This is a genomic window from Streptomyces sp. NPDC002680 (genome assembly GCF_042889145.1).
Lineage (GTDB): Bacteria > Actinomycetota > Actinomycetes > Streptomycetales > Streptomycetaceae > Streptomyces > Streptomyces adonidis.
In genome coordinates, this window is sequence record NZ_JBIAQP010000001.1 from 21,238 (window position 1) to 41,950 (window position 20,713).

At 69.5% G+C, this 20,713-nt stretch carries 15 protein-coding genes and 1 pseudogene; 5 read left to right on the forward strand and 11 right to left on the reverse strand.

The window, feature by feature from the left end; genetic code table 11:
• On the forward strand, positions 1-3,924 hold the full coding sequence (fxsT, locus tag ACFYXF_RS00095; protein ID WP_389346374.1) for an FxSxx-COOH system tetratricopeptide repeat protein: 3,924 nt from the start codon (positions 1-3) through the stop codon (positions 3,922-3,924).
• Between the two features lie 236 nt (positions 3,925-4,160).
• On the opposite strand, the gene ACFYXF_RS00100 is transcribed toward fxsT, so the two are convergent.
• Positions 4,161-4,550: a hypothetical protein gene (locus tag ACFYXF_RS00100; RefSeq protein WP_389346376.1), complete on the reverse strand. Its 390-nt coding sequence runs from the start codon at positions 4,548-4,550 to the stop codon at positions 4,161-4,163.
• Between the two features lie 133 nt (positions 4,551-4,683).
• On the opposite strand from ACFYXF_RS00100, the gene ACFYXF_RS00105 reads away from it, so the two are divergent.
• The 4 genes from ACFYXF_RS00105 (at position 4,684) to ACFYXF_RS00120 (ending at position 8,739) form a co-directional block, all read left to right on the forward strand.
• Positions 4,684-4,926, forward strand: a complete 243-nt coding sequence (locus tag ACFYXF_RS00105) for a DUF6207 family protein (protein ID WP_389346378.1) — start codon at positions 4,684-4,686, stop codon at positions 4,924-4,926.
• A 448-nt stretch (positions 4,927-5,374) separates the two neighbouring features.
• A complete protein-coding gene (locus ACFYXF_RS00110) occupies positions 5,375-5,560 on the forward strand; it encodes a hypothetical protein (RefSeq protein ID WP_389346380.1) in 186 nt (61 codons plus the stop codon).
• A gap of 615 nt (positions 5,561-6,175) precedes the next feature.
• Entirely contained in the window at positions 6,176-7,861 is a 1,686-nt protein-coding gene (locus ACFYXF_RS00115) for a ribonuclease J (protein ID WP_389346382.1), read from the forward strand.
• 149 nt (positions 7,862-8,010) lie between these two features.
• Complete coding sequence (locus tag ACFYXF_RS00120; RefSeq protein WP_389346384.1) at positions 8,011-8,739, forward strand: spermidine synthase; 729 nt, start codon at positions 8,011-8,013, stop codon at positions 8,737-8,739.
• Between the two features lie 24 nt (positions 8,740-8,763).
• Here the strand turns inward: ACFYXF_RS00120 and ACFYXF_RS00125 are convergent, their stop codons facing one another.
• From ACFYXF_RS00125 to ACFYXF_RS00170, 10 genes and pseudogenes are all read right to left on the reverse strand, one after another.
• Entirely contained in the window at positions 8,764-10,332 is a 1,569-nt protein-coding gene (locus ACFYXF_RS00125) for a bifunctional metallophosphatase/5'-nucleotidase (protein ID WP_389346386.1), read from the reverse strand.
• A complete protein-coding gene (locus tag ACFYXF_RS00130) occupies positions 10,239-11,645 on the reverse strand; it encodes an esterase-like activity of phytase family protein (protein ID WP_389346388.1) in 1,407 nt (468 codons plus the stop codon). The genes ACFYXF_RS00125 and ACFYXF_RS00130 overlap by 94 nt, the downstream gene beginning before the upstream one ends.
• Positions 11,646-11,769: 124 nt before the next feature.
• Positions 11,770-12,705, reverse strand: coding sequence for an ABC transporter permease (locus ACFYXF_RS00135; RefSeq protein WP_389346390.1), 936 nt, complete (start codon positions 12,703-12,705; stop codon positions 11,770-11,772).
• On the reverse strand, positions 12,702-13,823 hold the full coding sequence (locus tag ACFYXF_RS00140; RefSeq protein WP_389346392.1) for an ABC transporter permease: 1,122 nt from the start codon (positions 13,821-13,823) through the stop codon (positions 12,702-12,704). Before ACFYXF_RS00140 ends, ACFYXF_RS00135 begins: the two co-directional genes overlap by 4 nt.
• Positions 13,820-15,406, reverse strand: a complete 1,587-nt coding sequence (locus ACFYXF_RS00145; RefSeq protein WP_389348431.1) for an ABC transporter ATP-binding protein — start codon at positions 15,404-15,406, stop codon at positions 13,820-13,822. Before ACFYXF_RS00145 ends, ACFYXF_RS00140 begins: the two co-directional genes overlap by 4 nt.
• 16 nt (positions 15,407-15,422) lie before the next feature.
• Complete coding sequence (locus ACFYXF_RS00150; protein WP_389346394.1) at positions 15,423-16,520, reverse strand: BMP family protein; 1,098 nt, start codon at positions 16,518-16,520, stop codon at positions 15,423-15,425.
• Between the two features lie 124 nt (positions 16,521-16,644).
• Positions 16,645-17,394: a purine-nucleoside phosphorylase gene (deoD, locus tag ACFYXF_RS00155; protein ID WP_389346396.1), complete on the reverse strand. Its 750-nt coding sequence runs from the start codon at positions 17,392-17,394 to the stop codon at positions 16,645-16,647.
• On the reverse strand, positions 17,394-18,143 hold the full coding sequence (locus tag ACFYXF_RS00160) for a glutamine amidotransferase (protein WP_389346398.1): 750 nt from the start codon (positions 18,141-18,143) through the stop codon (positions 17,394-17,396). The genes deoD and ACFYXF_RS00160 overlap by 1 nt, the downstream gene beginning before the upstream one ends.
• Positions 18,144-18,227: 84 nt before the next feature.
• Positions 18,228-19,267: pseudogene (locus tag ACFYXF_RS00165) on the reverse strand (LacI family DNA-binding transcriptional regulator).
• Positions 19,257-20,624 (reverse strand): amidohydrolase, encoded by a 1,368-nt coding sequence (locus tag ACFYXF_RS00170; RefSeq protein WP_389346400.1) that lies wholly within the window; start codon positions 20,622-20,624, stop codon positions 19,257-19,259. Before ACFYXF_RS00170 ends, ACFYXF_RS00165 begins: the two are co-directional and overlap by 11 nt.
• Positions 20,625-20,713: the final 89 nt, after the last annotated feature.

Here is a 20,713-nt window from a genome sequence, read left to right on the forward strand (position 1 = left end):
ATGACGGCCACGCGTGACGGACGGATCGTCACCTTCTACTCATTTAAGGGCGGTACGGGCCGCACGATGGCCCTGGCCAACGTGGCGTGGATCCTGGCCGCGAACGGCAAGAAAGTCCTGGCCGTCGACTGGGACCTGGAAGCACCCGGCCTGGACAGGTACTTCCTCCCCTTCCTCGACCCGAACACGCCAGCGACGGCCCCGGGCGTCATCGACCTCATCAACGAGTACGTCGGGGCCACGACCGCTGGAACCCGGCGCGTCGGCGCCTGGCACAAGGAATACGCGAACGTCGAGCAGCACTCCGTCTCCCTCACACCCGAGCGGTACGGCCTGCGTTTCCAGGAGGGCGGCTCCCTCGACTTCCTCTCCGCGGGCCGCCAGGACCTCGCGTACTCGGAGACCGCCCCCTTCTTCGAATGGGACAACTTCTACGAGCGCCTGGGCGGCGGCCTCTTCCTGGAAGCCCTGCGCGACAGCATGAAGGAGTCGTACGACTACGTCCTAATCGACAGCCGGCCAGGTCTTTCCGACAATGCCGGAATCTGCACCCTCCAGATACCCGACATTCTTGTCAACTGCTTCGTCCTCAACAACCAGTCGATGGACGGCGCGTTGAAGGTGGCCAGAAACGTCGAGGCCGGACACGTACGGCGCCTGATCCGGGTGTTCCCCGTGCCGATGCGCATCGACGAGAGTGAGCAGGAGCAGGTGAGTACCCAACGGGCGTTGGCTCGGCTCAAGTTCGAGGGCCTGCCCAGGGGACTGGGCGGCGAGGAGCGGGCCGCCTACTGGGCCAACGTCGAGATCCCGTACCGCCCGTACTACGCCTACGGGGAGATGCTCGCCACCGTCGGTGACGAGCCGGGCAGCGCGAACTCGCTCCTGGCCTCGTTCGAACGGCTCACCTCCGTCCTCTCCGACGGCGCGGTGACCGGGCTGCCGCCGGTGCCCGAGCCGGTACGACTGCGCTGCCGCGACGCGTTCCGCCGACGTCTGCCCTCGGCGACCAGGGCCGAGGTGACCGTCGCGTACGCACCGGAGAACCGGCTCTGGGCCGACTGGGTGGAGGCCCTGCTGAAGCAGGTCAGTTGCGATGTGACGCTGCATGACGTCTCCGCGCGTCCCATCGAGCAGCCGGACCTCGCCCGGCGCACCGTGGTGCTGCTGTCCAGTGCCTTCCAGAGGTCACGGCACGGCGGATCCGTCTGGCGCGCGCTCACGGGCGCGGCGATCCTGCACGGGACACCGGTCCCGGTCAGGATCGACGAGGTCCGGCTGCCGGAGTCGTACCGCGAACACAATCCGACCGACCTGAGCCGACTCGACGAACAACGATGCGTCGAAGCTCTGTTCCGGGCTCTGGAACTGCCGGTGCCGGACCCGGGCGCCGACCCGTCCCGGCCACGGTTCCCCGGCCGGGTACCGGCGGTCTGGAACGCACCGCAGCGCAATGTCGCCTTCACCGGCCGCAACGCCGTCCTGGACCAGGTCCGGGAGCAATTGAGCCACGGCGTCCTCGCCGTCCTGCCGCCACCGCAGGCGCTGTTCGGGCTGGGCGGCGTCGGCAAGACGCAGATCGCGCTGGAGTACGTGCACCGCTTCATGGGTGACTACGACCTGGTGTGGTGGATCCGGGCCGAGCAGGGGGACGACATTGTCGCCTCGTTCGCCGAGCTGGGCGCCCGTCTCGGTCTGCCGAGCAACGAAGACATGGCCATGGCCTGCGCGGAAACCCTGCAGATGCTCTCGCGGGGGACGCCGGCCAAGCGCTGGCTCCTGATCTTCGACAACGCCGACGACCCCGTCACACTGGCCCGCTACTTCCCGACCGGCGGCGGTGACGGTGGCGGGCACATCCTCGTCACCTCCCGCAACCAGGCCTGGGGACTGCACGGTGCGGCCCAGTCCGTCGATGTCTTCCTGCGCGAGGAGAGCGTCGAGCACCTCACCCGCCGCGCACAGGGACTGACGGCAGAGCAGGCCGACCAGGTCGCGACGGCGGTGGGCGACCTGCCGCTGGCCGTGGAACAGGCGGCCGCCTGGCTGGCCGAGACGGCCACTCCGATCGAGGAGTACCTGCGGCAGCTGACGGATCAGACCAGCGATGTCCTGACCCTCAACCAGCCCGCCTACTACCCGAAGACCGTCGCCGCGACCTGGAACGTGTCCATCGCCCGGCTGAAGGAAGACTCCCCTGCCTCGGTACGGCTGCTGGAGCTCTGCGCCTTCCTGGCCCCCGGGCCGGTCTCGTCGGACCTGCTCTACAGCAACGGAATGATCAACGCCCTCAAGCCGTACGACGCCTCCCTGTCGGAGAGCCTGATGCTCGGGAGGGTGATCCGCCAGATCGACCGGTTCGCCCTCGCCAAGGTCGACCGGGTCGGCAACAGCATCCAGGTGCACCGACTGGTGCAGGCGGTGATCCGGTCCCAGTTGACCGAGGCGGAACAGCAGGAGGCACGGCACGTCGCACACACTGTGCTGGCCGACGCGCGTCCCGACGGCGACGAGCCCATCGACGACCCCGAGACCTGGCCGCGGTTCGCCGTCATCTGGCCGCATCTCAACGCCTCCGACGCCCGGAACTGCACCTCCCCCGAGACCCGCCGACTGTTCATCGACCGGGTCCGCTACCGGTGGAAGCGCGGCGACTTCGCGGGGGCGCGGCAGGAGGCCGAGGAGGTTTTGGAAAACTGGAAGCCACTGCTCGGCGAGGACAACGTGCAGTACCTGTACATGCGCAGCCAGCTCGGCAACGTGCTGCGCTCGCAGGGGCTCTACACACAGGCGCGGGACATCGACATCGACCTCCTGAAGCGCCAGCGCCGAGTGCTAGGTCCTGAGCATCCCCACACGTACGTCACGGCGTCGGCCCTCTCCAGTGACCTCACGGCCACCGGCGAGTACCGGTCCGCGGTCCCTCTCGCGCGGGAGGCGCATGAGGGGTTCAGCCGGATATTCCACGAGTCACACCACCGGACCCTGAGCGCCGCCAACAACCTGGCACTCGCCCTGCGCATGGTCGGCCGTTACGGCGAGGCCCTGAACATCGACCAGGAGACCCTCGACCGGCGCTTGGAGGTCCTGGGCCCGGATCACCCCTACACCCTCGCGTCCGCCGAGCGACTCGGCCGCGATCTGCGCGACGTCGGCCGTTACACCGATTCCGTCACGCAGCTCTCCCAGGTGTACGAAGCACACAAGCGCATCCTCGGCAACGACTTCCCCGGGACCCTCCAGTGCGCCAAGTCGCTGGCCGTCTCGCTGCGCCGGGCGGGCAGGTTCGAGGACGCTCGGAGACTGACGACGGCGACCCGCGACAGACACCGGGCCCAGTACTCCGGCCCGACTCCGGACTCGCTGGCCTGTGACCTCAACCTGGCCGCCGACCTGTTCGCCGCCGACGACCCGGAGGCCGCCCGCGAAGTGGCCCAGGAAGCGCTGGCCGAGTACCGGAAGGTGCCGGGCGAGGCTCATCCGCACACACAGGCGGCGCTGAACAACCTCGCCATCTACCACTGGGGTTGCGGTGACAAGGAGGAGGCGGACGCGGTGTTCCGGCAGGTGCGCGACCGTATGGGGGAGATGCTGGGAGAGCAGCACCCGCACACGCTCTTCTGCGGCGCCAACCATGCCAACGTCCTCGCCAGCCAAGGTCGCCTCGAGGAGGCGTGGCTGCTGGAGGAGCAGATCATGACGACGCTGGCCAGGGTTCTCGGACACCACCACCCGGACACCCTGGCCGTCTTCGCCAATGCGGGGCTCACTCTGAACGCGCTCGGCCGCACCGACGAGGCGCGGAGCCTGCGCGACGAGGCGCTGACGGAGCTGAGGCGCCTGCTGGGCGAGGAGAACGGGACGACCGGGCCAGCCGAGACGGATCAGCGGATCTTCCGGGACCTGGAACCGCTCGCGGTCTGAGCGGTCCGGGGCCGGGCATGCATCGGCCCGCCCTGCCCCGCTGATCACGCGCCGTCGCCCGGGTCGGAGCTTTCCGCCAGCTACGGGCGCGGGAGCTCGAACTCGCCGAGCCGATCGTCACGCACGCGTACTGGAGCGAGTTCGCCGCGGCCGACGTCCTCGCGGCCCCTACCGCGCTCAAGCACCACCACAAGCCGGAGATGGCCGACGCCTCCAGCTAGGTCGATTCGTCTGGATCAAGTGGTGGGCGCCGGATCGATGGACAAGGAAGGCGGGTCTGACCGCAGGATGATCTCGCCCCAGTCGCCCAGGATCTTGTAACCGTCATGGAGACTGCTCAGAGAGTCGACTGATCCGAAGTCGGCACTGCCGCTCATGTCGATCGCAGGCCTGATGACACTCTGGCCCGCCCAGTGCAGGTCACGTACGGATGGGAAGACGACCCTGGCCTGTCGGAAGCAGGCACGTTCCCCTGGTAGCGGGGCCCAGTATCCGGGGTGTCCCGGCAGGAGCAGCAGATCCAGTTTGAGGGTCAGGACACCCGGGTGGACCGCGATGTCCAGTACGTAGCTGTCCTCCAGACTGACGTTCTCGAATCCCGGGAATCTCGGGTAGTTGTTGTGCATGGCTTACCTCTCGGACTGGCTGCAATGTGCTGATCATGATCCTGACCATGGCCGCCGTGTCGGGACCCTACTCGGTCGGTTGAAGACGGCCGGATCGCAGAACCCTTTCGGGCGCCGGAACGTAGTGCCGTACATGGGGCCGATCGACGAAGCCCATGCGGAACAGCCGGGGCTGGCTGTGGTGGAGATCGCGGCGTGCGACGACCAGACCGCCTTCGCCGTCCAGAAGCTGCTCGCCGCGCAGTGGGCGACCGCAACGGCGGACCGTACGACCCGGGATCCGGGGCAGCCCGGCGTCCGGCTGCGCTGCTACCTGGACGTTCGCCAGGAACTCAACCCACAGCACCGAACAGGCGAGCCCGGCGAGGTGCCGTAGCGCGCTGACCTGCCGTGGTCGGGCCTGTGGTCGGGTGCGCGTGCACCACTCGGTTCGCGGACGGACCCGGCTGGGTGGAAGGCATGGGCTGTGACGTGGACACTGCCGGAACCGATGCTCGCCGCCCCTGTGCCCGACCCGGCTCTGCTGCCCGGGTGGGCGGGCGAGCCGAAGTCATGGACAGGCTTTCGGGCTGTCCTTTGTCCACGCAGGGGATGGCCACGTCGGCCTGACTACAGGCAGTTCCGTTGGGAGGCCGTGCTTGTTGTCCGACCCGCTTCATGAGCACGACGGCGTCACTGGCGTTGATGACGTGCAGGAGCGTCTGGTGTTCACGGTGTCGGCTTCGTGCTCATGGCGTCGGCAGGGAGGGTGGGCCTCCTGGACCTGGCCCTGTGTAGCGTGCCCGTGTCATGGCTCAGCGGGATGCCTGGAAGACCGGCTGCCTGTGACACATTCTGATCTTGCTCGCCGCATCCATGAGGCCTCTCATCTGGAAGGCCACTTCACGCTTCGGTCCGGCCGTGCCGCCACGGAGTACTTCGACAAGTACCGGTTCGAGGGCGATCCCGTGCTGCTGGACGAGATCGCCCGGCGGATGGCGCCGGGTCGGCGCGCCAAATACCGCCCCTGACCAGACGATTGACTCGTTTTGGATGAGCCATAAGAAAATCACCGGCCATGTCGGAAATCATGTGGTTGTGATTGGCTCCGTAGGCACCACCGCCGGTATCGGCGCGATTGCCTGGCCGTCGTACCTGATGCGCAAAGCCGTGAAGGTCCCGCAGGGCGCCCTCGAAGTGGCGCAGAACGCGCTCGTCGCCTCCGAAGCGGTGGCGAGCGACGCAGCCCGCACCCGCCTGGACGCCCAGGCTCCATCGACCAGGCCGGCGTTCAGGTGCTCCAGGATCGCCGCGCCGCCGCCGGCGTCGAGATCACCCCGGAGGGGAGCCAGTCGCGCCGCCCGCTGTCTGTGCAGGGCAGATCCGGCATTTCCTCGCGCAGGCAGCCAACTACACCGCCACCGAACGGCCCTTCGCGTGTGCTCCGCTCCCAACGGAGTCTTCTCCAGCGCACCCGGCGTACGGCTCACCCACGGCAACCGCCACTGCCTCCAGCGCGCGCTGTCCCGTCCGCTGCCGTAGCAGCCCCGCTCCACCCACTGACCGCGCCTCGGCCGCGCCGTGCTGAACCGGCTGGTGGGGCAGTCAGTGGATCACCTCGGCAGACTCTCCGGTAACGTCAGGATATGAGTCATCCGCATCCCGAGCTGAAAGCCGCCCCTCCCCTGCCCCAAGGAGGGCTGAGGGTCGTAGCCCTGGGCGGTCTGGGTGAGATCGGCCGCAACATGACCGTCTTCGAGCATGCCGGCAAACTGCTCATCGTCGACTGCGGCGTGCTGTTCCCCGAAGAGACCCAGCCCGGCGTGGACGTGATCCTGCCGGACTTCACCTCGATCCGTGATCGTCTGGACGACATCGTGGCCGTGGTGCTCACCCACGGCCACGAGGACCACATCGGTGGAGTGCCGTATCTGCTGCGGGAGCGCTCCGACATCCCTGTCGTGGGCTCGAAGCTGACACTGGCGTTCCTTGAGGCCAAGCTCAAAGAGCACGGAATCCGGCCGCGCGCGGTGCGGGTACGTGAGGGCGACCGGCGCGGCTTCGGACCCTTCGACCTCGAATTCGTGGCGGTCAACCACTCCATCCCGGACAGTCTCGCGGTCGCGATCCGCACCGCGGCCGGGCTGGTGCTGCACACCGGCGACTTCAAGATGGACCAGTTCCCGCTGGACGACCGCATCACCGACCTGCGCGCCTTCGCCCGCCTCGGCGAGGAAGGCGTCGATCTCTTCCTCACCGACTCCACCAACGCCGAGGTCCCTGGCTTCACCACCTCCGAGCGCGACCTGAACCCGGCGATCGAGCAGGTGATGCGTACCGCCCCGCGCCGGGTCATCGTCTCCAGTTTTGCCAGCCACGTGCACCGCATCCAGCAGGTCCTGGACGCCGCGCACCAGCACGGCCGCAAGGTCGCCTTCGTGGGCCGCTCCATGGTCCGCAACATGGGCATCGCCCGCGACCTCGGGTACCTGAAGGTACCCAGCGGCCTGGTCGTGAGCACCAAGGAAATGGAGAAGCTGGCGGACCACAAGATCACCCTGGTGTGCACCGGATCCCAGGGCGAGCCGATGGCGGCTCTGTCCCGGATGGCCAACCGCGACCATGTGATCCGCATCGGCAAGGGCGACACCGTCCTGCTCGCCAGCTCTCTGATCCCCGGCAACGAGAACGCCATCTACCGGGTGATCAACGGGCTGACCCGGTGGGGCGCCCACGTCGTCCACAAGGGCAACGCCAAGGTGCACGTCTCCGGACACGCCAGCGCCGGTGAGCTCGTGTACTGCTACAACATCGTCAAGCCCCGCAACGTCATGCCCGTGCACGGCGAATGGCGCCACCTGCGGGCCAACGCCGACCTGGCCATCCGTACGGGGGTCGATCCCGAGCACGTGGTCATCGCCGAGGACGGCGTCGTCGTCGACCTCGTGGACGGGCGTGCGTCGATCACCGGCAAGGTGCCCGCGGGCAATGTCTACGTGGACGGCATGGAGGTCGGCGGAGCCACCGAGGCGTCCCTGAAGGACCGCGTCACCCTCGCGGAGGAAGGCGTGGTCACCGTGGTGGCGATCGTCGACGCCGACACAGGCGCGCTCGCCGAGACTCCCGACTTCCTGGCCCGCGGGTTCGTCCATGACGACACCACCTTCGAACCCGTCATCCCCGTCATCGAGAAGACTCTGGCGACCGCAGCCCAGGAAGGCGTCGGCGACGCACACCAGTTGGAACAGCTCATCGCCCGTGCCGTGGCGAACTGGGCCTTCCGTACCCACCGCCGCAGGCCCCTCATCATCCCCGTCATCATCGACGCCTGACCGGTGGCCCTCCCTTTCCCTGCCCGTCCCTGCCCTGCCCTGCCCTGTCGGCAGGGCAGGGACGGTTTCACGCCTGCGTCCACACCTGCGCAGAGCGACGTTCCAGGCACCGGCTCCGGACACCGGCGGCGCCTCAGAAAGGTAAACGGATGAGCGCGCGTTTCGAGGAGATCGACTGGCGCCCGACAGCGATGGGCGACATCAGCCTGCGGCGCCGACGCGACCCGGTATCGGACACCGATGTGTACGAGGTGAAGCTCGGCGACGAGTTCCTGATGTCCAGCCTCTTCACAGCCGGCGAGATCGCGCTCGCGGAACTCGGACTGGCAAAACTGCCCGGCACCGAACTGGACGTCGCCGTCGGCGGACTCGGACTCGGGTACACCGCCGAGGCTGTGCTGGACGACCCCCGGGTGCGCTCGCTGACCGTGATCGACACGCTCGCCGAAGTCATCGACTGGCATCAGCGGGGCCTGGTCCCTCTCGGCGCCCGGCTGACTTCGGACGCCCGCTGCCGTCTGGTCCAAGGCGACTTCTTCGCGATGGCGGCCGATTCGGGCGGTCTGGACCCTAGGGAGCCGGGCCGCCGCTTCGACGCCATTCTGCTGGATGTCGACCATTCACCGCGCCATGTGCTCCACCCGCGCCACGCGGCGCTCTACCAGCCTGCCGGGCTCCGGGCTCTCACCGAACACCTCCGCCCGGGCGGGGTCTTCGCCCTGTGGTCGAACGACCCGCCGGACAAACAGTTCACCTCCGCACTCACAGAGGTCTTCCCGCAATCAGCGGCCCATGTCGTCGACTTCGACAATCCCCTGCAAGGCGGAACCTCGACCAACACGGTCTACGTGGCCAGGACAGAACCGGGCCCGCCGTAGCAGTCAATTCGGCCGGGGCCGTGGTCAGGGCAGCTCGGTCACTCGGTCGGTGCCGGGTGGGGTGACCGGGCTGTGGGCGGTGAGGTGGTCGGTGAGGGCCGCTATGTCGTCCCCGCCGCCGACGGGGTCGGTGCCCTCGGCGAAGGTGGTGAATCCGTCGCCGCCCGCGGCGAGGAAGGTGTTCGCGGTCACCCGGTAGGTGGCGTCCGGCTTCAGTGGCTCGCCGTCGAGCGTGATCGACGTCGGGTCGATGCGGTCGCCGACCGGGGCGCCACGCGAGAAGGAGTACGTCAGGCCCTTGGAGACGCCGAGCATGAGGGTGGGTGCCCGGGTACCGGAGTCGTTGAACTGCTCCTCCAGGATCTTCTCGATCTGGGCCCCCGTCAGGTTCACGGAGACCAGGGATCCGGCGAAGGGCTGTACGGCATAGGCCTCCGCGTAGGTGATCTCGCCGGGCGCCTCACCGCCCGTCGATGCCGCGTGCACCAGGTCCGCCCGTACCCCACCCGGGTTCATCAGGGCGATCCGGGCCCCGCCGCGCTCCGGTGCCGAGGTCGCGGCCAGTTGGGCGTCGGCGATCAGGTTCGCCAGGTCGGACTCGGCGTCGCGGGTCTCGGAGCGGGTGATGTCGGCGGTGACGCTGCCGACGACCCGGTTGGCCAATGGCGCCGCCAGCGCCTTCCACTTGTCGATGACGGCGGTCTGGTCGGCGTCCTTGGCGCCGGTGCGGGTGACGAGGTGGTTCATCGCGGCGACCTGGTCCCGTACGACATCTCCGGTGCGGCGATCCACCGGCAGCCGTGTCTCGGTGACCACCCGGCCGAACGACGACGCGGAGGTGACCAGGCGGGGGTGGCCGGCCGGGTCGGGCAGGGAGCAGATGTACGGCTGGTGGGTGTGGCCGGTGACCACGGTGTCGATCGCCGGGTCGAGGTTCTTGGCGATGTCGACGATCGGGCCGGAGATGCCGTCGCACTGTCCGTACGACCCGGCCTGCACCCCGCCCTCGTGGAGGAGCACGACGATCGCCTCCACGCCCTGGCGGCGCAGTGCGCTGGCCGAGGCGTTGGCGGTCTGCACCTCGTCGAGGAAGCGTACGGACGTGATGCCGGACTGGCCGGTGACCTCGGGGGCGCCCTCCAGGGTCAGGCCGATGAAGCCGACCTTCACCCCGTCCACCCGCTTGACCCAGGTGGGCGCCAGGAGAGGCTTGCCAGAAGCGCGGTCGATGACGTTGGCGGCCAGCCAGGGGAACTCGGCGCCGTCGTACGGCTCGTCCTTGATGTAGCAGCCGTCCTCGGGGTGACAGCCGCCGTGCTGCATGCGCAGCAGTTCGTCGGTGCCCTCGTCGAACTCGTGGTTGCCGACGCTGGTGACGTCCAGGTGCAGCTTCTCCATGGATTCGACGGTGGGTTCGTCGTGGAAGAGGCCGGACAGGAAGGGGCTGGCGCCGATGATGTCACCCGCGGCGACGGTCAGCGAGGTGTCGGTGCCCTGCCTCAGCTGGCCCAGCCGTGCCGCGAGGGCAATTGGACGTGGACGGTGGACGGCGGTTTCTGGGTGGTGGGAAAGGCGCGGGTGTACGTGATCCACAGCCGGACGTCGGCGGCGTCCGTACGGCCGTCGCCGTCGAGGTCTCCGGCCGGGCCGGCGGTCGGGATCGCCGCCAGGTCCTTGGCGCTGACGGTTCCGTCGCCGTTGACGTCCGGTGTGCGGTTCGCCAGCAGCCCCGCACGCACCGACAGCAGATGGAACTTGGTGACGCTGCCGTTGAAGCCGAAGTTGTCGTCGGCGACGAGGACGAGCGAGCGGGAGCCGTCGGGCAGTCGCGGCCCCCAGGTGATGCCCTCGACGTTGTCGGCGTCGGTGCCGGAGGTGGTGAAGTCGTACAGCAGCTTCTTCTGCATGGGCTTCTCGGTACCGGACAGGGCGTCCTTGCCGATGACGTCGGTCGCACCGATGGTGCTGGTCCAGTAGAGGCGGATGGCGAAGCCGACACCGGAGGCGAAGGACCGTTCGACGGTGAGGTAGTCGGTCTCGTTGATCGCGAGGATCTCGGAGACACCCCGGTCCGCCGAGTACGTGCCGACCGGGGCGGGCAGGGGTGCGGTGGGCGCGTCGGAGATCGGGTCGACCTCGTAGACGTGCTCGGCCTCCGGCTTCCCTGTACGACGGTCCATCAGCAGCAGGCGGGAGGGGCTCTTGGTCGTCAGCCCGGCCGCCGGGCCGTCCTGGACGAGGGCGTTCTCGGTGATGGTGGTCACCGTGCGCCCGTCCGGGGAGAGGGTGAGCCCCTCCAGGGCCTGGTTGTTGCGCACCCCGGCGGTGAGGGTGCCCGAGGCCGATCGGACGGGGGCGTACGCCGTGGGGAGCGGCAGTTCGCGGACGTACCCACCGGATGTGTCCGCCTCGCGGACGAAGGCGGGCCGGCCGGCGGAGGAGGCTCCCTCGCTGGTCCAGAGCAGGCTCTTGCCGCCCGGGGTCCAGCGGATCGCCTCGGGGTCGACCGCCTTGGGGGCGAAGGGTTCACCGGTGGTGTCGGCGAGCACGGTCAGGCCGTCGAGGTCGGGCTTGTCGCCGGCGAACGCGGCCCTGTCGAGCGGCAGTCGGAGGGTGTAGAAGCGGGCCTTGCCGTTCTCCGAGCGGTCGTCGCTGAGGGCGACGTACTCGCCGGACCGCGGGTCGTAGTCGATTCCGGACAACCCGCCGAAGGGCATGCCGAGTTCGGTCGTCCCGGCGGGCACCGTGAGGGTGTCGAGGAGCCGCACGTCCTGCGGCTTTCCGGAGGAGTCCGCCCCGGATCGCGCCGCGAACCCGTTCGTGAGCCCGAGGCTGCCGAGGAGGCCGGCCGTGGCAAGGCAGCTGAGAAGCGCGCGTCTGCGGCGCACCGGAGATTTGTGGCGCATGGGTGTCCTTCGGGAGGGGAAGCGAACGGAACGTGCGGGCATGGCTCGCCGCCCCGTTCGCTCGGCGAATCGCGGGTGGTGGGAGAGCTCTGCGGTTGAGGGGAAGAAGGCTGCCGCCGAGGCGTCAGAGTGAGGCAGCGGCCGGCACGGCACGGCCCCGGCGCTTGCGGCGCCAGGCGTACAGCGCGAGCGCGACCAGCGTCATCACGTACGGGATCGTCGACACCAGCTGTGGCGGTACGTCGAGCGTGCCGAGCTGCACGGCCAGTGCCTCCGCCGCTCCGAAACCGAGTGCGGCGAGGAAGACACCCCACGGCCGCAGGCCGCCGAGGAACACGGCGGCGAGGGCGATGAAGCCGCGGCCGGCCGTCATGTCCCGTACGAAGAAGGAGACGTAGCCCATGCTGAGGAAGACCCCGGCGAGTCCGGCGAGTGCCCCGCTGAGGGCGAGTCCGGTGTACTGGACACGCCGTACCGCGATCCCGACGGACTCAGCGGCGTCGGGCATCTCGCCGACCGCGCGCAGGTGGAAGCCGAAGCGGGTGCGGTAGAACAGCCAGGCGACGAACGGCGCGGCCAGGAAGGCCAGCCAGGTGACCATGTTCTGGCCGCTCAGCACATCACCGAGCACCGGCACGTTCTCGATGCCCGGCAGGGTGACCGTCGGCAGGCTGCCGCTCTTCAGGCCGGAGGTGCCGCCCTTGTCGTCGAGGAGGCTGTAGACGGCGTAGGCGGTGCCGCCTGAGGCGAGGAGGTTGAGGCCGATGCCCGCGATGATCGCGTCGGCGCCCAGTTCCAGGCGGAGCGCGGCGAGCAGCAGGCCCAGCAGGGTCGCCATCGCGACGCCGCTGACCGCGCCCAGCGCGACGGAGCCGCTGTAGCCGGCGACCAGTGCCCCGGTGCAGGCGGCGGAGAGCATCTGGCCCTCCAGGGCGATGTTGCTGATGCCGGCGCGTTCGGCGACCAGCCCGCCGAACGCGGCGAGCAGATACGGCGTGGCGATCCGCAGCACGGCCGCCAGGAAGGCGCTGCTGAGGACGACGTCGAACACGGAACTCATCGGGCACCCGCCTGCCTGCGCGCGATGCGCCGCTTGAGCAGGTTCGGCAGGGCCTGGGCGGTGACCAGCAGCACGATGACCGCCTGGATGACCACCACGATCTCGGTGCCGACGTCCGTCTGCTGTTCCATGATGTCGCCCCCGGCGCGCAGGTAGGAGTAGAAGAGTCCGGCGACCACGACGACCAGCGGGTTGTTCCTGGCGAGCAGGGCGACCACGATCCCTTCGAAGGCGAGGCTGCCGGCGAGCCCCGGTTCCAGTCGCCCGTACACGCCCTGGACGAGATGGGCACCGGCCAGGCCCGCGACGGCGCCGCCGATGACGAAGCTCCACTCGATGACGCGGGGTACGCGGATCCCGCCGTACGCCGCGAAGTCGGGGTTGGCCCCGGTCATCCGGATGCGGTAGCCGAGCGGGGTGCGGGTGATGAGCAGCCACAGCGCGACGGCGGTCAGCAGCATCACCCCGAAACCGATGTTGGCGCGGCCCAGCGGGACGCCGAACCAGTCGCTCAGCGGGGTGAGCGCGGAGTCCTGCTGGATGGACTTCGAGTGCACGGCGCTGCTGCCCGACTCCTTCAGCGGGCCGTTGACGAGGTAGTCGTAGACACGCACGACGATGGCGTTGAGCATCAGCGTGGCCACGATCTCGTTGGCACCGAGGCGTGCCTTCATCGCGCCGGGCACCAGGCCCATTCCGGCGCCCGCGGCGGCGGCCGCGGCCATCGGCACGATCACGGCGACGACGGGCGGCAGCGGCACGAAGATCGCGACGGTCGCCGCCGCCAACGCACCGGCGTAGACCTGGCTTTCGGCGCCGAGGCTGATCTGCCGGGCGCGGAAGGGGATCGCGACCGAGAGCCCGAGCAGGGTGAGCGTCGTGGCGTCCTCCAGCCAGCGGCCGACGCGGAAGGAGCGTTCCAGCGGGCCGGTGAGCATCACCTCGTAGGCCCGGATCGGGTCGTTGCCGGTGGCGAGCATGACGAGGAAGCCGATGGCCAGGGCGGCCAGGATGGTGGCCAGGGCCATGCCGAGGTCGACGGCGAAGTCGCGGCGCCGGGTCGTACGGTACTGGCGCCGGTCCTCGGTCTCGATCGCTGTCAGCGGGGTGGTGGTCACGGGGCCTCCTCCCCCAGGTCTTCCAGACCAGCCGTGAGCCGGTCCCGGTCGTGCAGCTCGACGCCGAGCATGTAGAGACCGACCCGCTTCTCGGTGAGGCCGGCCGTGTCGTCGAACCGGGCGACCAGACGGCCGTCCTTGAGGACGAGCAACCGGTCGGACAGCGCGAGGAGTTCGGTGAGGTCGGCGGAGATCAACAGGACGGCGGCGCCCGCGTCACGCGCGGCGACCAGACGCTCGTACATGAACCGCATCGCACCGATGTCCACCCCGCGAGTGACCTGCGAGGCGATCAACAGGCGTGGCCCGGCGGAGAGTTCGCGGGCGACGATCACCTTCTGCATGTTGCCGCCGGACAGTGCGCGCACCGGGACCGACGGGTCGGGGGTACGGATCGCGTACTGGTCGATCAGCCGCTCGGCATGGGCGCGTACGGCACCCGGGCGCAGGACGCCACGGCGGGCGAGGGGCGGTCGGTCGTGACGGTCGACGACGAGGTTGTCGGCGATCGACGCGTCGAGGGCGGCGCCGTTGTACAGCCGGTCCTCCGGTACGTAGCCGATGCCGGCCCTGCGGTGTCCTGCCACGTCGAGACCGGCCGTGTCGGTGCCGTCGATGTGGACCGTGCCCTCGGTGCGGCGGCGCAACCCGGCCAGGATGTCGGCGAGTTCACTCTGGCCGTTGCCCTCGATGCCGGCCACGCCGACGATCTCCCCGGCGGCGACGTCGAAGTCGAGGCCGTGCAGGGACTGGCCGGTCGGGGCCTCGTAGCCGAGGCGCCGTACCCGCAGGGTGCTCTCCCCGGGTCGGGCGGGGGTGCGGTCCACGTCCAGGGACATGTCGCGGCCGACCATCATGGAGGCGAGCGAGCGTTCGGTGGCGTCGGCGGTGGCGACCGTGCCCACCAGGGAGCCGGCGCGCATCACGCTCACCTTGTCGCTGATCTCCCGTACCTCGCGCAGCTTGTGCGAGATGAACAGGACGGTCATCCCGTTGTCGCGCAGCCGGCGCACGGCGGCGAACAGGTCCTCGGTCTCCTGCGGGGTGAGCACGGCGGTCGGCTCGTCGAGGATCAGCACGCGGGCCCTGCGGTGGAGTGCCTTGAGGATCTCGGTGCGCTGCCGCATCCCGACCGACACCTCGTCGACGCGCGCCCTGGGGTCGACGACAAGTCCGGACTCCTCGGCGAGCCGGGCGGTCGTCTCCACGGCCGCCTTCGGGTCGACCAGACCGCGCCGGCCCGGCTCGACGCCGAGGACGACGTTCTGGGCGACGGTGAAGGACGGCACCAGCATGAGGTTCTGGTGCACCATGCCCACGCCCAGCGCGATCGCCGAGGCCGGGCCCCGCAGCACCCGGGGCCGTCCGCCGACCACGATCTCGCCCGCGCTGGGCTGTTCGAGGCCGTAGAACATCTTCATCAGCGTGGACTTGCCCGCGCCGTTCTCACCGACGACCGCCCGGATCTCGCCCGGCGGGACCTCCAGGTCCACGGCGCGCACCGCGCGGACCCCGTTGGCGTAGGTCTTGGTGACCTGGCGGGCGGCGACGGCCGGTCCGTCCTTGTCCCATGGCTCGTTCATCGTCAAGGCCGTTCGGCTAGAGGGCGCTGGGCACCGTGACGGAGCCGGACTTGACCTCGTCGGCGGCTTCCTGGAGCTCGGTACGGATCTTCTCGGGCACCAGCTCCTTGAAGTGGTCGTCGTTCACATAGCCGACGGCGTCCTCGGTGAGGCCGACGGTGGAGACCGACCCGTACTTCAGGGAGCCCTTCTGGTCGTTCTGCGCGGCCTCGTACAGGGCGTTGCCGACGTTCTTGAGGATGGAGGTGACGACGATGTCCTTCTGCGCCTGGTCGGTGAGGGTCTGGTACTGGTCGGAGTCGACGCCGAACGCGTACCGCTGAGCGCTGACGGCCGACTCGAAAGTGCCGAGTCCGGAGAGCCCGGCGACCGGCCACACCAGCGCGGCGCCCTGCCCGTACATGGCGGTGCTGATCTCCTTGCCCTTGGCCGGGTCGCCGAACGGCTTGTCGCCTCCCACGTACTGCACGAGGACGTCGGAGTTCTTTCCGCCGGCGGCCTGGAAGCCCGACTTGAAACCGACGACGAAGTCCTCGATCAACGGGATCTTCACGCCGCCCATGACGCCGACCTTCTTCAGCGATTCGGTTCCCTTGAGTGCTTTCGCGGCCACCAGCTTCTCCGCCAGGAATCCCGCGAGATAACCGCCCTCGTTCTGTTTGAACGTGACGGAGTAGACGTTCTCGCACTTGTTGGAACAGGCGCCGTTCTTGCCGCTGTAGTCGACCGGGGCGTCGAAGACCCAGAACTTCTTGTCCGGGAATTCCGGGGCGAGTTTGCCGATGTAGTCGGTGACGTCGAAGGTACCGGCGGCGAGGATGTCGTAGTCGTCGGCCGAGGCGGCGTCCTCGAAGCCGGGCTCCCACTTGGTCCGGTCGGAGCCGAGTTCCACCACCTTGAGTTCGTAGCCGAGATCCTTCTCGGCCTTCTGCAGACCCGCGTAGGCGGAGTCGAAGAACGACTTGTCGCCCAGCCCGCCATTGAGCACCAATTTGATGCGCGGCTTGCCGGAGGACGACGCTCCGGAATCGTCCCCGCCCGATCCCCCGCACGCGGTCAGCGCGATCATCCCTGTCACCGTCACCACGATGGCGGCGCTTCTTCCGTATCTCATCATCGATCTCCTGATCGTTTCGTTGCTGAGTGGGTGGCTGAGTGAGCGGCTGCGTTGACAGTAGAAAGTGCAAAACGTTTTGGCTACGTTGCCCGGTTTCGGTTTGATTTCCGGTGAGGGAATTTCAGACATCGGTCAGCAGCGCGGTCGCGGCGATGCGCAGCGTCCGGTCGAAGTCCGTCTCGCGTTCCTCGGCGGTGAGCGCGTCACCGGTGCGGAGATGGTCGGACACGGTCAGCACGGCGAGGGACTCGCCGCCCTCCGCGCAGGCCACGGCGTACAGTCCGGCCGCCTCCATCTCGACCGCGAGGGTGCCCCGGCGCTCCAGGGCGTCGAAGAGGGCGGGGCGGTCGAGGTAGAAGTGGTCGCTGCTGAACACCGGTCCGATGTGCACGGCCTCGCCGCCGCAGAGTTCCCGCCCGGCGGCGTCCTCGGCGGCACGCAGCATCCGGTAGGAGGGAGCGAGGGAGAGGGTCACGCCGTCCACGAGGACGCGGCTGAGGCTGGAGTCGGTGTGCGCGGCGGAGGCGATCACCACGTCCCGTACGGACACCGAGGCCGGGATCGCGCCGGCCGTGCCGACCCGTACGATCCTGCGCACGCCGTAGTGGCGGAACAGTTCCGTCGCGTAGATCGTCACGGACGGGATGCCCATGCCGGAGGCGAGCACCGACATCGGCACGCCCCGGTGGCTTCCGGTGTAGCCGAGGATGCCGCGTACGTCGGTGACCTGCCGCGCGTCCTGAAGAAACGTCTCGGCGATCCGCCGGGCGCGGCGCGGGTCGCCCGGCATCAGCACGAGTGGCGCGAAGTCGCCCGGCCGAGCCGCGATGTGTGGTGTGCCGGTGACGGACGTACGCACGTGTGGGGCCATCACAGCTCCGTTCCGGCGAGCCAGCGCACCAGCCGGTCCCACAGCTCGGGGTACCCGTCCCAGGCAAGGAACGGTGGCGGGGCCCAGTGCGGTGCCACGTCGGACGTGAACGCCGCCGATCTGCCCGCGCCGTGGCCGCCGACGACGAGCAGTGGATGCCCGGCACACTCGGCGAGCAGCGACGCGTCCGGCCGGGCCGTGACCTCGTTGAGGCCCAGCAGCGCGGGCCAGGACCGCCCAAGGCCGCGTACGACCGGGTGCTCGCCCACCACTTCGGGGACGGCGCCGGCCGGGAGCTCCACCCGGTCGTCGCGGTCCAGCATCGTCACCGGCAGTGCGGCGGCGAGCGGGGAGCGCCCCCATCGCGCGCGGGCGTCGATGCCGCTGAAGGTCAGATAGCCGCCGATCATCAGCACCCCGCCGCCCCGCTCCACGAAGCCGCGCACCAGCTCGGACCGGTCGGGCGCGGGGACGGAGTGGTTGAAGGTCTCGGGCGGGAGCTGGAAGCTGTTGGCGCCCACATCGCTGATGACGACGACGTCGTACGCGTCGAAACCGTCGGCGGAGGCCGGTACCCGGCTCGGGATCTCGTGCGAGGGCACGTAGGTCACCTCGTGGCCGCGCGAGCGGAGCGCGTCCAGGAAGGCACCTCCACCCTCGGTGTACTCGGAGGTGTGGAAGGCGTCGAAGCCTTTCTGGTGGACCGTGTAGGTGAACCAGGACTCGCCCACAACGAGCACTCTGGGCATGGCGAACCGCCTTTCGGGGCAGGGGGTATTGCCGCGCGGCACGGCAACTCCGTGCGGCGCGTGGGAAGTTGGGTCAGATGAGGATCAGGGGGCGGCGGGAGCCGTGCTGCCGCGGACCTTCAGTTCGACGGGAAGGGTGTGCCGGGAGGCGGGCGGGACCTCGCCCCGGGTGACGTACTGGAGGAGTTGGGCGGTGGCGGTGCGGCCCACGTCGTAGGCGGGCTGATGGACGGTGGTCAGGGGCGGATGCGCCAGCGTGGCCGCCCGGATGTCGTCGAAACGACCACCGAGACGTCGTCCGGCACCGACAGTCCCGCCTCGCGGAGGGCGGTGAGGGCGCCGAACGCCATGAGGTCGTTGGCCGCGAAGACGGCCGTGCAGTCGTCGGGGAGACCGCCCTCCTGGAGGAGTTCGGCGACGAGGCCGTATCCGGAGGTCTCCTTGAAGTCGCCGACGCGTTCGACGACCTCGCCCCGGAAGGCCCGTACGAATCCGTTCGCCCGGGCGTTGCTGCTCTTCAGGGCACGCGGCCCGGTCAGCATGAGGGCGCGGCGGTGACCGAGCGCCCGGAGGTGCTCGCCGACCAGCCGTCCGCCCGCCTCGTGGTCGGCGGTGGCGATGAGAGCGCCTTCGAGGCCCTCGACCTCCTCGTCGGCGAGCGCGATGGGGAACTTCCCCATCAGGGCCTCCAGTCTCCGCCGGGACGGCGGGGATCCCGAGGCGTACACCATGCCGTCGATGAACCGGCTGCGGATCATGCCGAGGTAGCGGTCCTCACGGTCGGCGTCGAACTCGGTGTTGCACAGGATCAGGCCGTAGCCGAGGTCGTGGGCGGCGTCCTCGGCACCCTTGGCGAGTTCGGCGAAGAAGGTGTTGCTGATGTCCGGGATCAGAAGGCCGATCACCGAGGTGGAACCGGCCTGCAGGCTGCGGGCCAGCGACGCCGGGACGTAGCCGAGCCGGTTGACGACACTTCGGACGCGGGCGGCGGTGTGCTCGTTGACCGGCCGGTTGCCGCTGAGGACGTGGGAGACGGTGGTGGCGCTCACGCCGGCCGCGGCGGCCACGTCCTTGATGGACGCGGGGCGCCGGACCGCCGCCCGCGTGTACGGCTCAGGGGTCATAGTGCTGCACCGCCCTGCCGTGGGAGGTGTCGAGGATCCGGGCCACCCGGGCGTCGGCCTCGGCCAGCAGCTCCGGCACGTCCACGGTGAGCAGCCGGCCGTCGCGCATCAGGACCCGGCCGTCCACGACGACCGTGCGTACGTCACTGGCGCGGGCGCTGTAGACCAGTGCGGCGCGCGGATCGTGCAGCGGACGGCAGTGCAGCCCCGACAGGTCGGTCAGGACGAGGTCGGCGCGCATGCCCGGCTCCAGCGCCCCGATCTCCTTCTGCAGGCCGAGGGCCCGGGCCCCGCCGCGCAGGGCCAGGCGCAGGGTGTCGGAGACGGTCATCCAGGTGGCGTCCCGCACGGCCTGCTTCTGGGTGAGGGCGACAAGTCTCAGCGCCTCCCACACGTCCAGCGTGTTGTGGCCGGCGGCGCCGTCCGTGCCGACCGCGACCGCGACTCCGGCGCCGAGCAGGTCGCGGATCGGCGTGAGCGGGGACAGGGCATGTTTGAGATACACCTTGGGGCAGCAGGCGACGGCGGTCGTGCCCGCGTACTCGGCCAGCAGCGGCAGGTCGTCCTCGACGATCCCGCAGCCGTGCGCGATCAGTGCCCCGGCGTCCAGTACCCCGGTCTCGTGCAGCACCCGGATCGGGGTGATGCCACGCCGCTCCAGGCTGGACCACGTCTGCTCCAGGTGCTCGGCGGCGTGGATGTGCACCCGCAGGCCGAGCCGCCGGGCGTGCCCGGCGAGGGTCCGCAGGTCGCCGTCGTCGACCGTGTACGGGGCGTGCGGTCCGAGCGAGACGGTCACCCGGCCGCCGGCACGACCGTGCCACGCTTCCGCGAACCCGACGGTGGCCTCCAGGGCTTTGGCGCCGCCGCTGCTGAAGTAGGTGGGCGCGATATCGGCCCGCAGACCGGTCTCGGCGACCGCCTCGGCGATCTGCTCGGGGAAGAAATAGTGGTCGGCGAAGGTGGTGACGCCGGAGCGGATCATCTCGGCGCAGGCCAGCCTGGCGCCGATCCGTACGTCGTCGGAGGTGAGGTTGGACTCCATCGGCCAGACCCGGTCGTTGAACCAGCCCTCGACCGTCACGTCCTCGGCCGCGCCGCGCATCAGGGTCATGGGGCTGTGCGTGTGCGCGTTGATCAGGCCGGGTACGGCCAGCAGTCCGCGCCCGTCGATCACATCGGCCGCGGGGCCCGGACCGAAGGGGCCCCCGGTCGGTCGTACGTCCTCGATGACGCCGTCCGCCACCACGATGTCCTGCGCCCGCAGGATCTCGCACTGGCCCTGCGTCGGGACACGCAGCACATCGCAGCCGCTCACCAGGAGGCGGCCGGTCGGCGGAGGCGTTCTGTCGCTCATGGCGCACAAGCTAGATATCCAAAACGTTTTGCACAACCATGAGTTTTCAGCGGGACAGACGGTGCAGATCCTCATCGGGGATGCGCCGC

Excerpts from the sequence above, each read along its gene's own strand:
- fxsT (WP_389346374.1), top strand. The coding sequence starts at position 1 with ATGACGGCCACGCGTGACGGACGGATCGTCACCTTCTACTCATTTAAG.
- ACFYXF_RS00100 (WP_389346376.1), bottom strand. The coding sequence starts at position 4,550 with ATGCACAACAACTACCCGAGATTCCCGGGATTCGAGAACGTCAGTCTG.
- ACFYXF_RS00105 (WP_389346378.1), top strand. The coding sequence starts at position 4,684 with ATGGGGCCGATCGACGAAGCCCATGCGGAACAGCCGGGGCTGGCTGTG.
- ACFYXF_RS00115 (WP_389346382.1), top strand. The coding sequence starts at position 6,176 with ATGAGTCATCCGCATCCCGAGCTGAAAGCCGCCCCTCCCCTGCCCCAA.
- ACFYXF_RS00120 (WP_389346384.1), top strand. The coding sequence starts at position 8,011 with ATGAGCGCGCGTTTCGAGGAGATCGACTGGCGCCCGACAGCGATGGGC.
- ACFYXF_RS00130 (WP_389346388.1), bottom strand. The coding sequence starts at position 11,645 with ATGCGCCACAAATCTCCGGTGCGCCGCAGACGCGCGCTTCTCAGCTGC.
- ACFYXF_RS00135 (WP_389346390.1), bottom strand. The coding sequence starts at position 12,705 with ATGAGTTCCGTGTTCGACGTCGTCCTCAGCAGCGCCTTCCTGGCGGCC.
- ACFYXF_RS00145 (WP_389348431.1), bottom strand. The coding sequence starts at position 15,406 with ATGAACGAGCCATGGGACAAGGACGGACCGGCCGTCGCCGCCCGCCAG.
- ACFYXF_RS00150 (WP_389346394.1), bottom strand. The coding sequence starts at position 16,520 with ATGAGATACGGAAGAAGCGCCGCCATCGTGGTGACGGTGACAGGGATG.
- deoD (WP_389346396.1), bottom strand. The coding sequence starts at position 17,394 with ATGGCCCCACACGTGCGTACGTCCGTCACCGGCACACCACACATCGCG.
- ACFYXF_RS00160 (WP_389346398.1), bottom strand. The coding sequence starts at position 18,143 with ATGCCCAGAGTGCTCGTTGTGGGCGAGTCCTGGTTCACCTACACGGTC.
- ACFYXF_RS00170 (WP_389346400.1), bottom strand. The coding sequence starts at position 20,624 with ATGAGCGACAGAACGCCTCCGCCGACCGGCCGCCTCCTGGTGAGCGGC.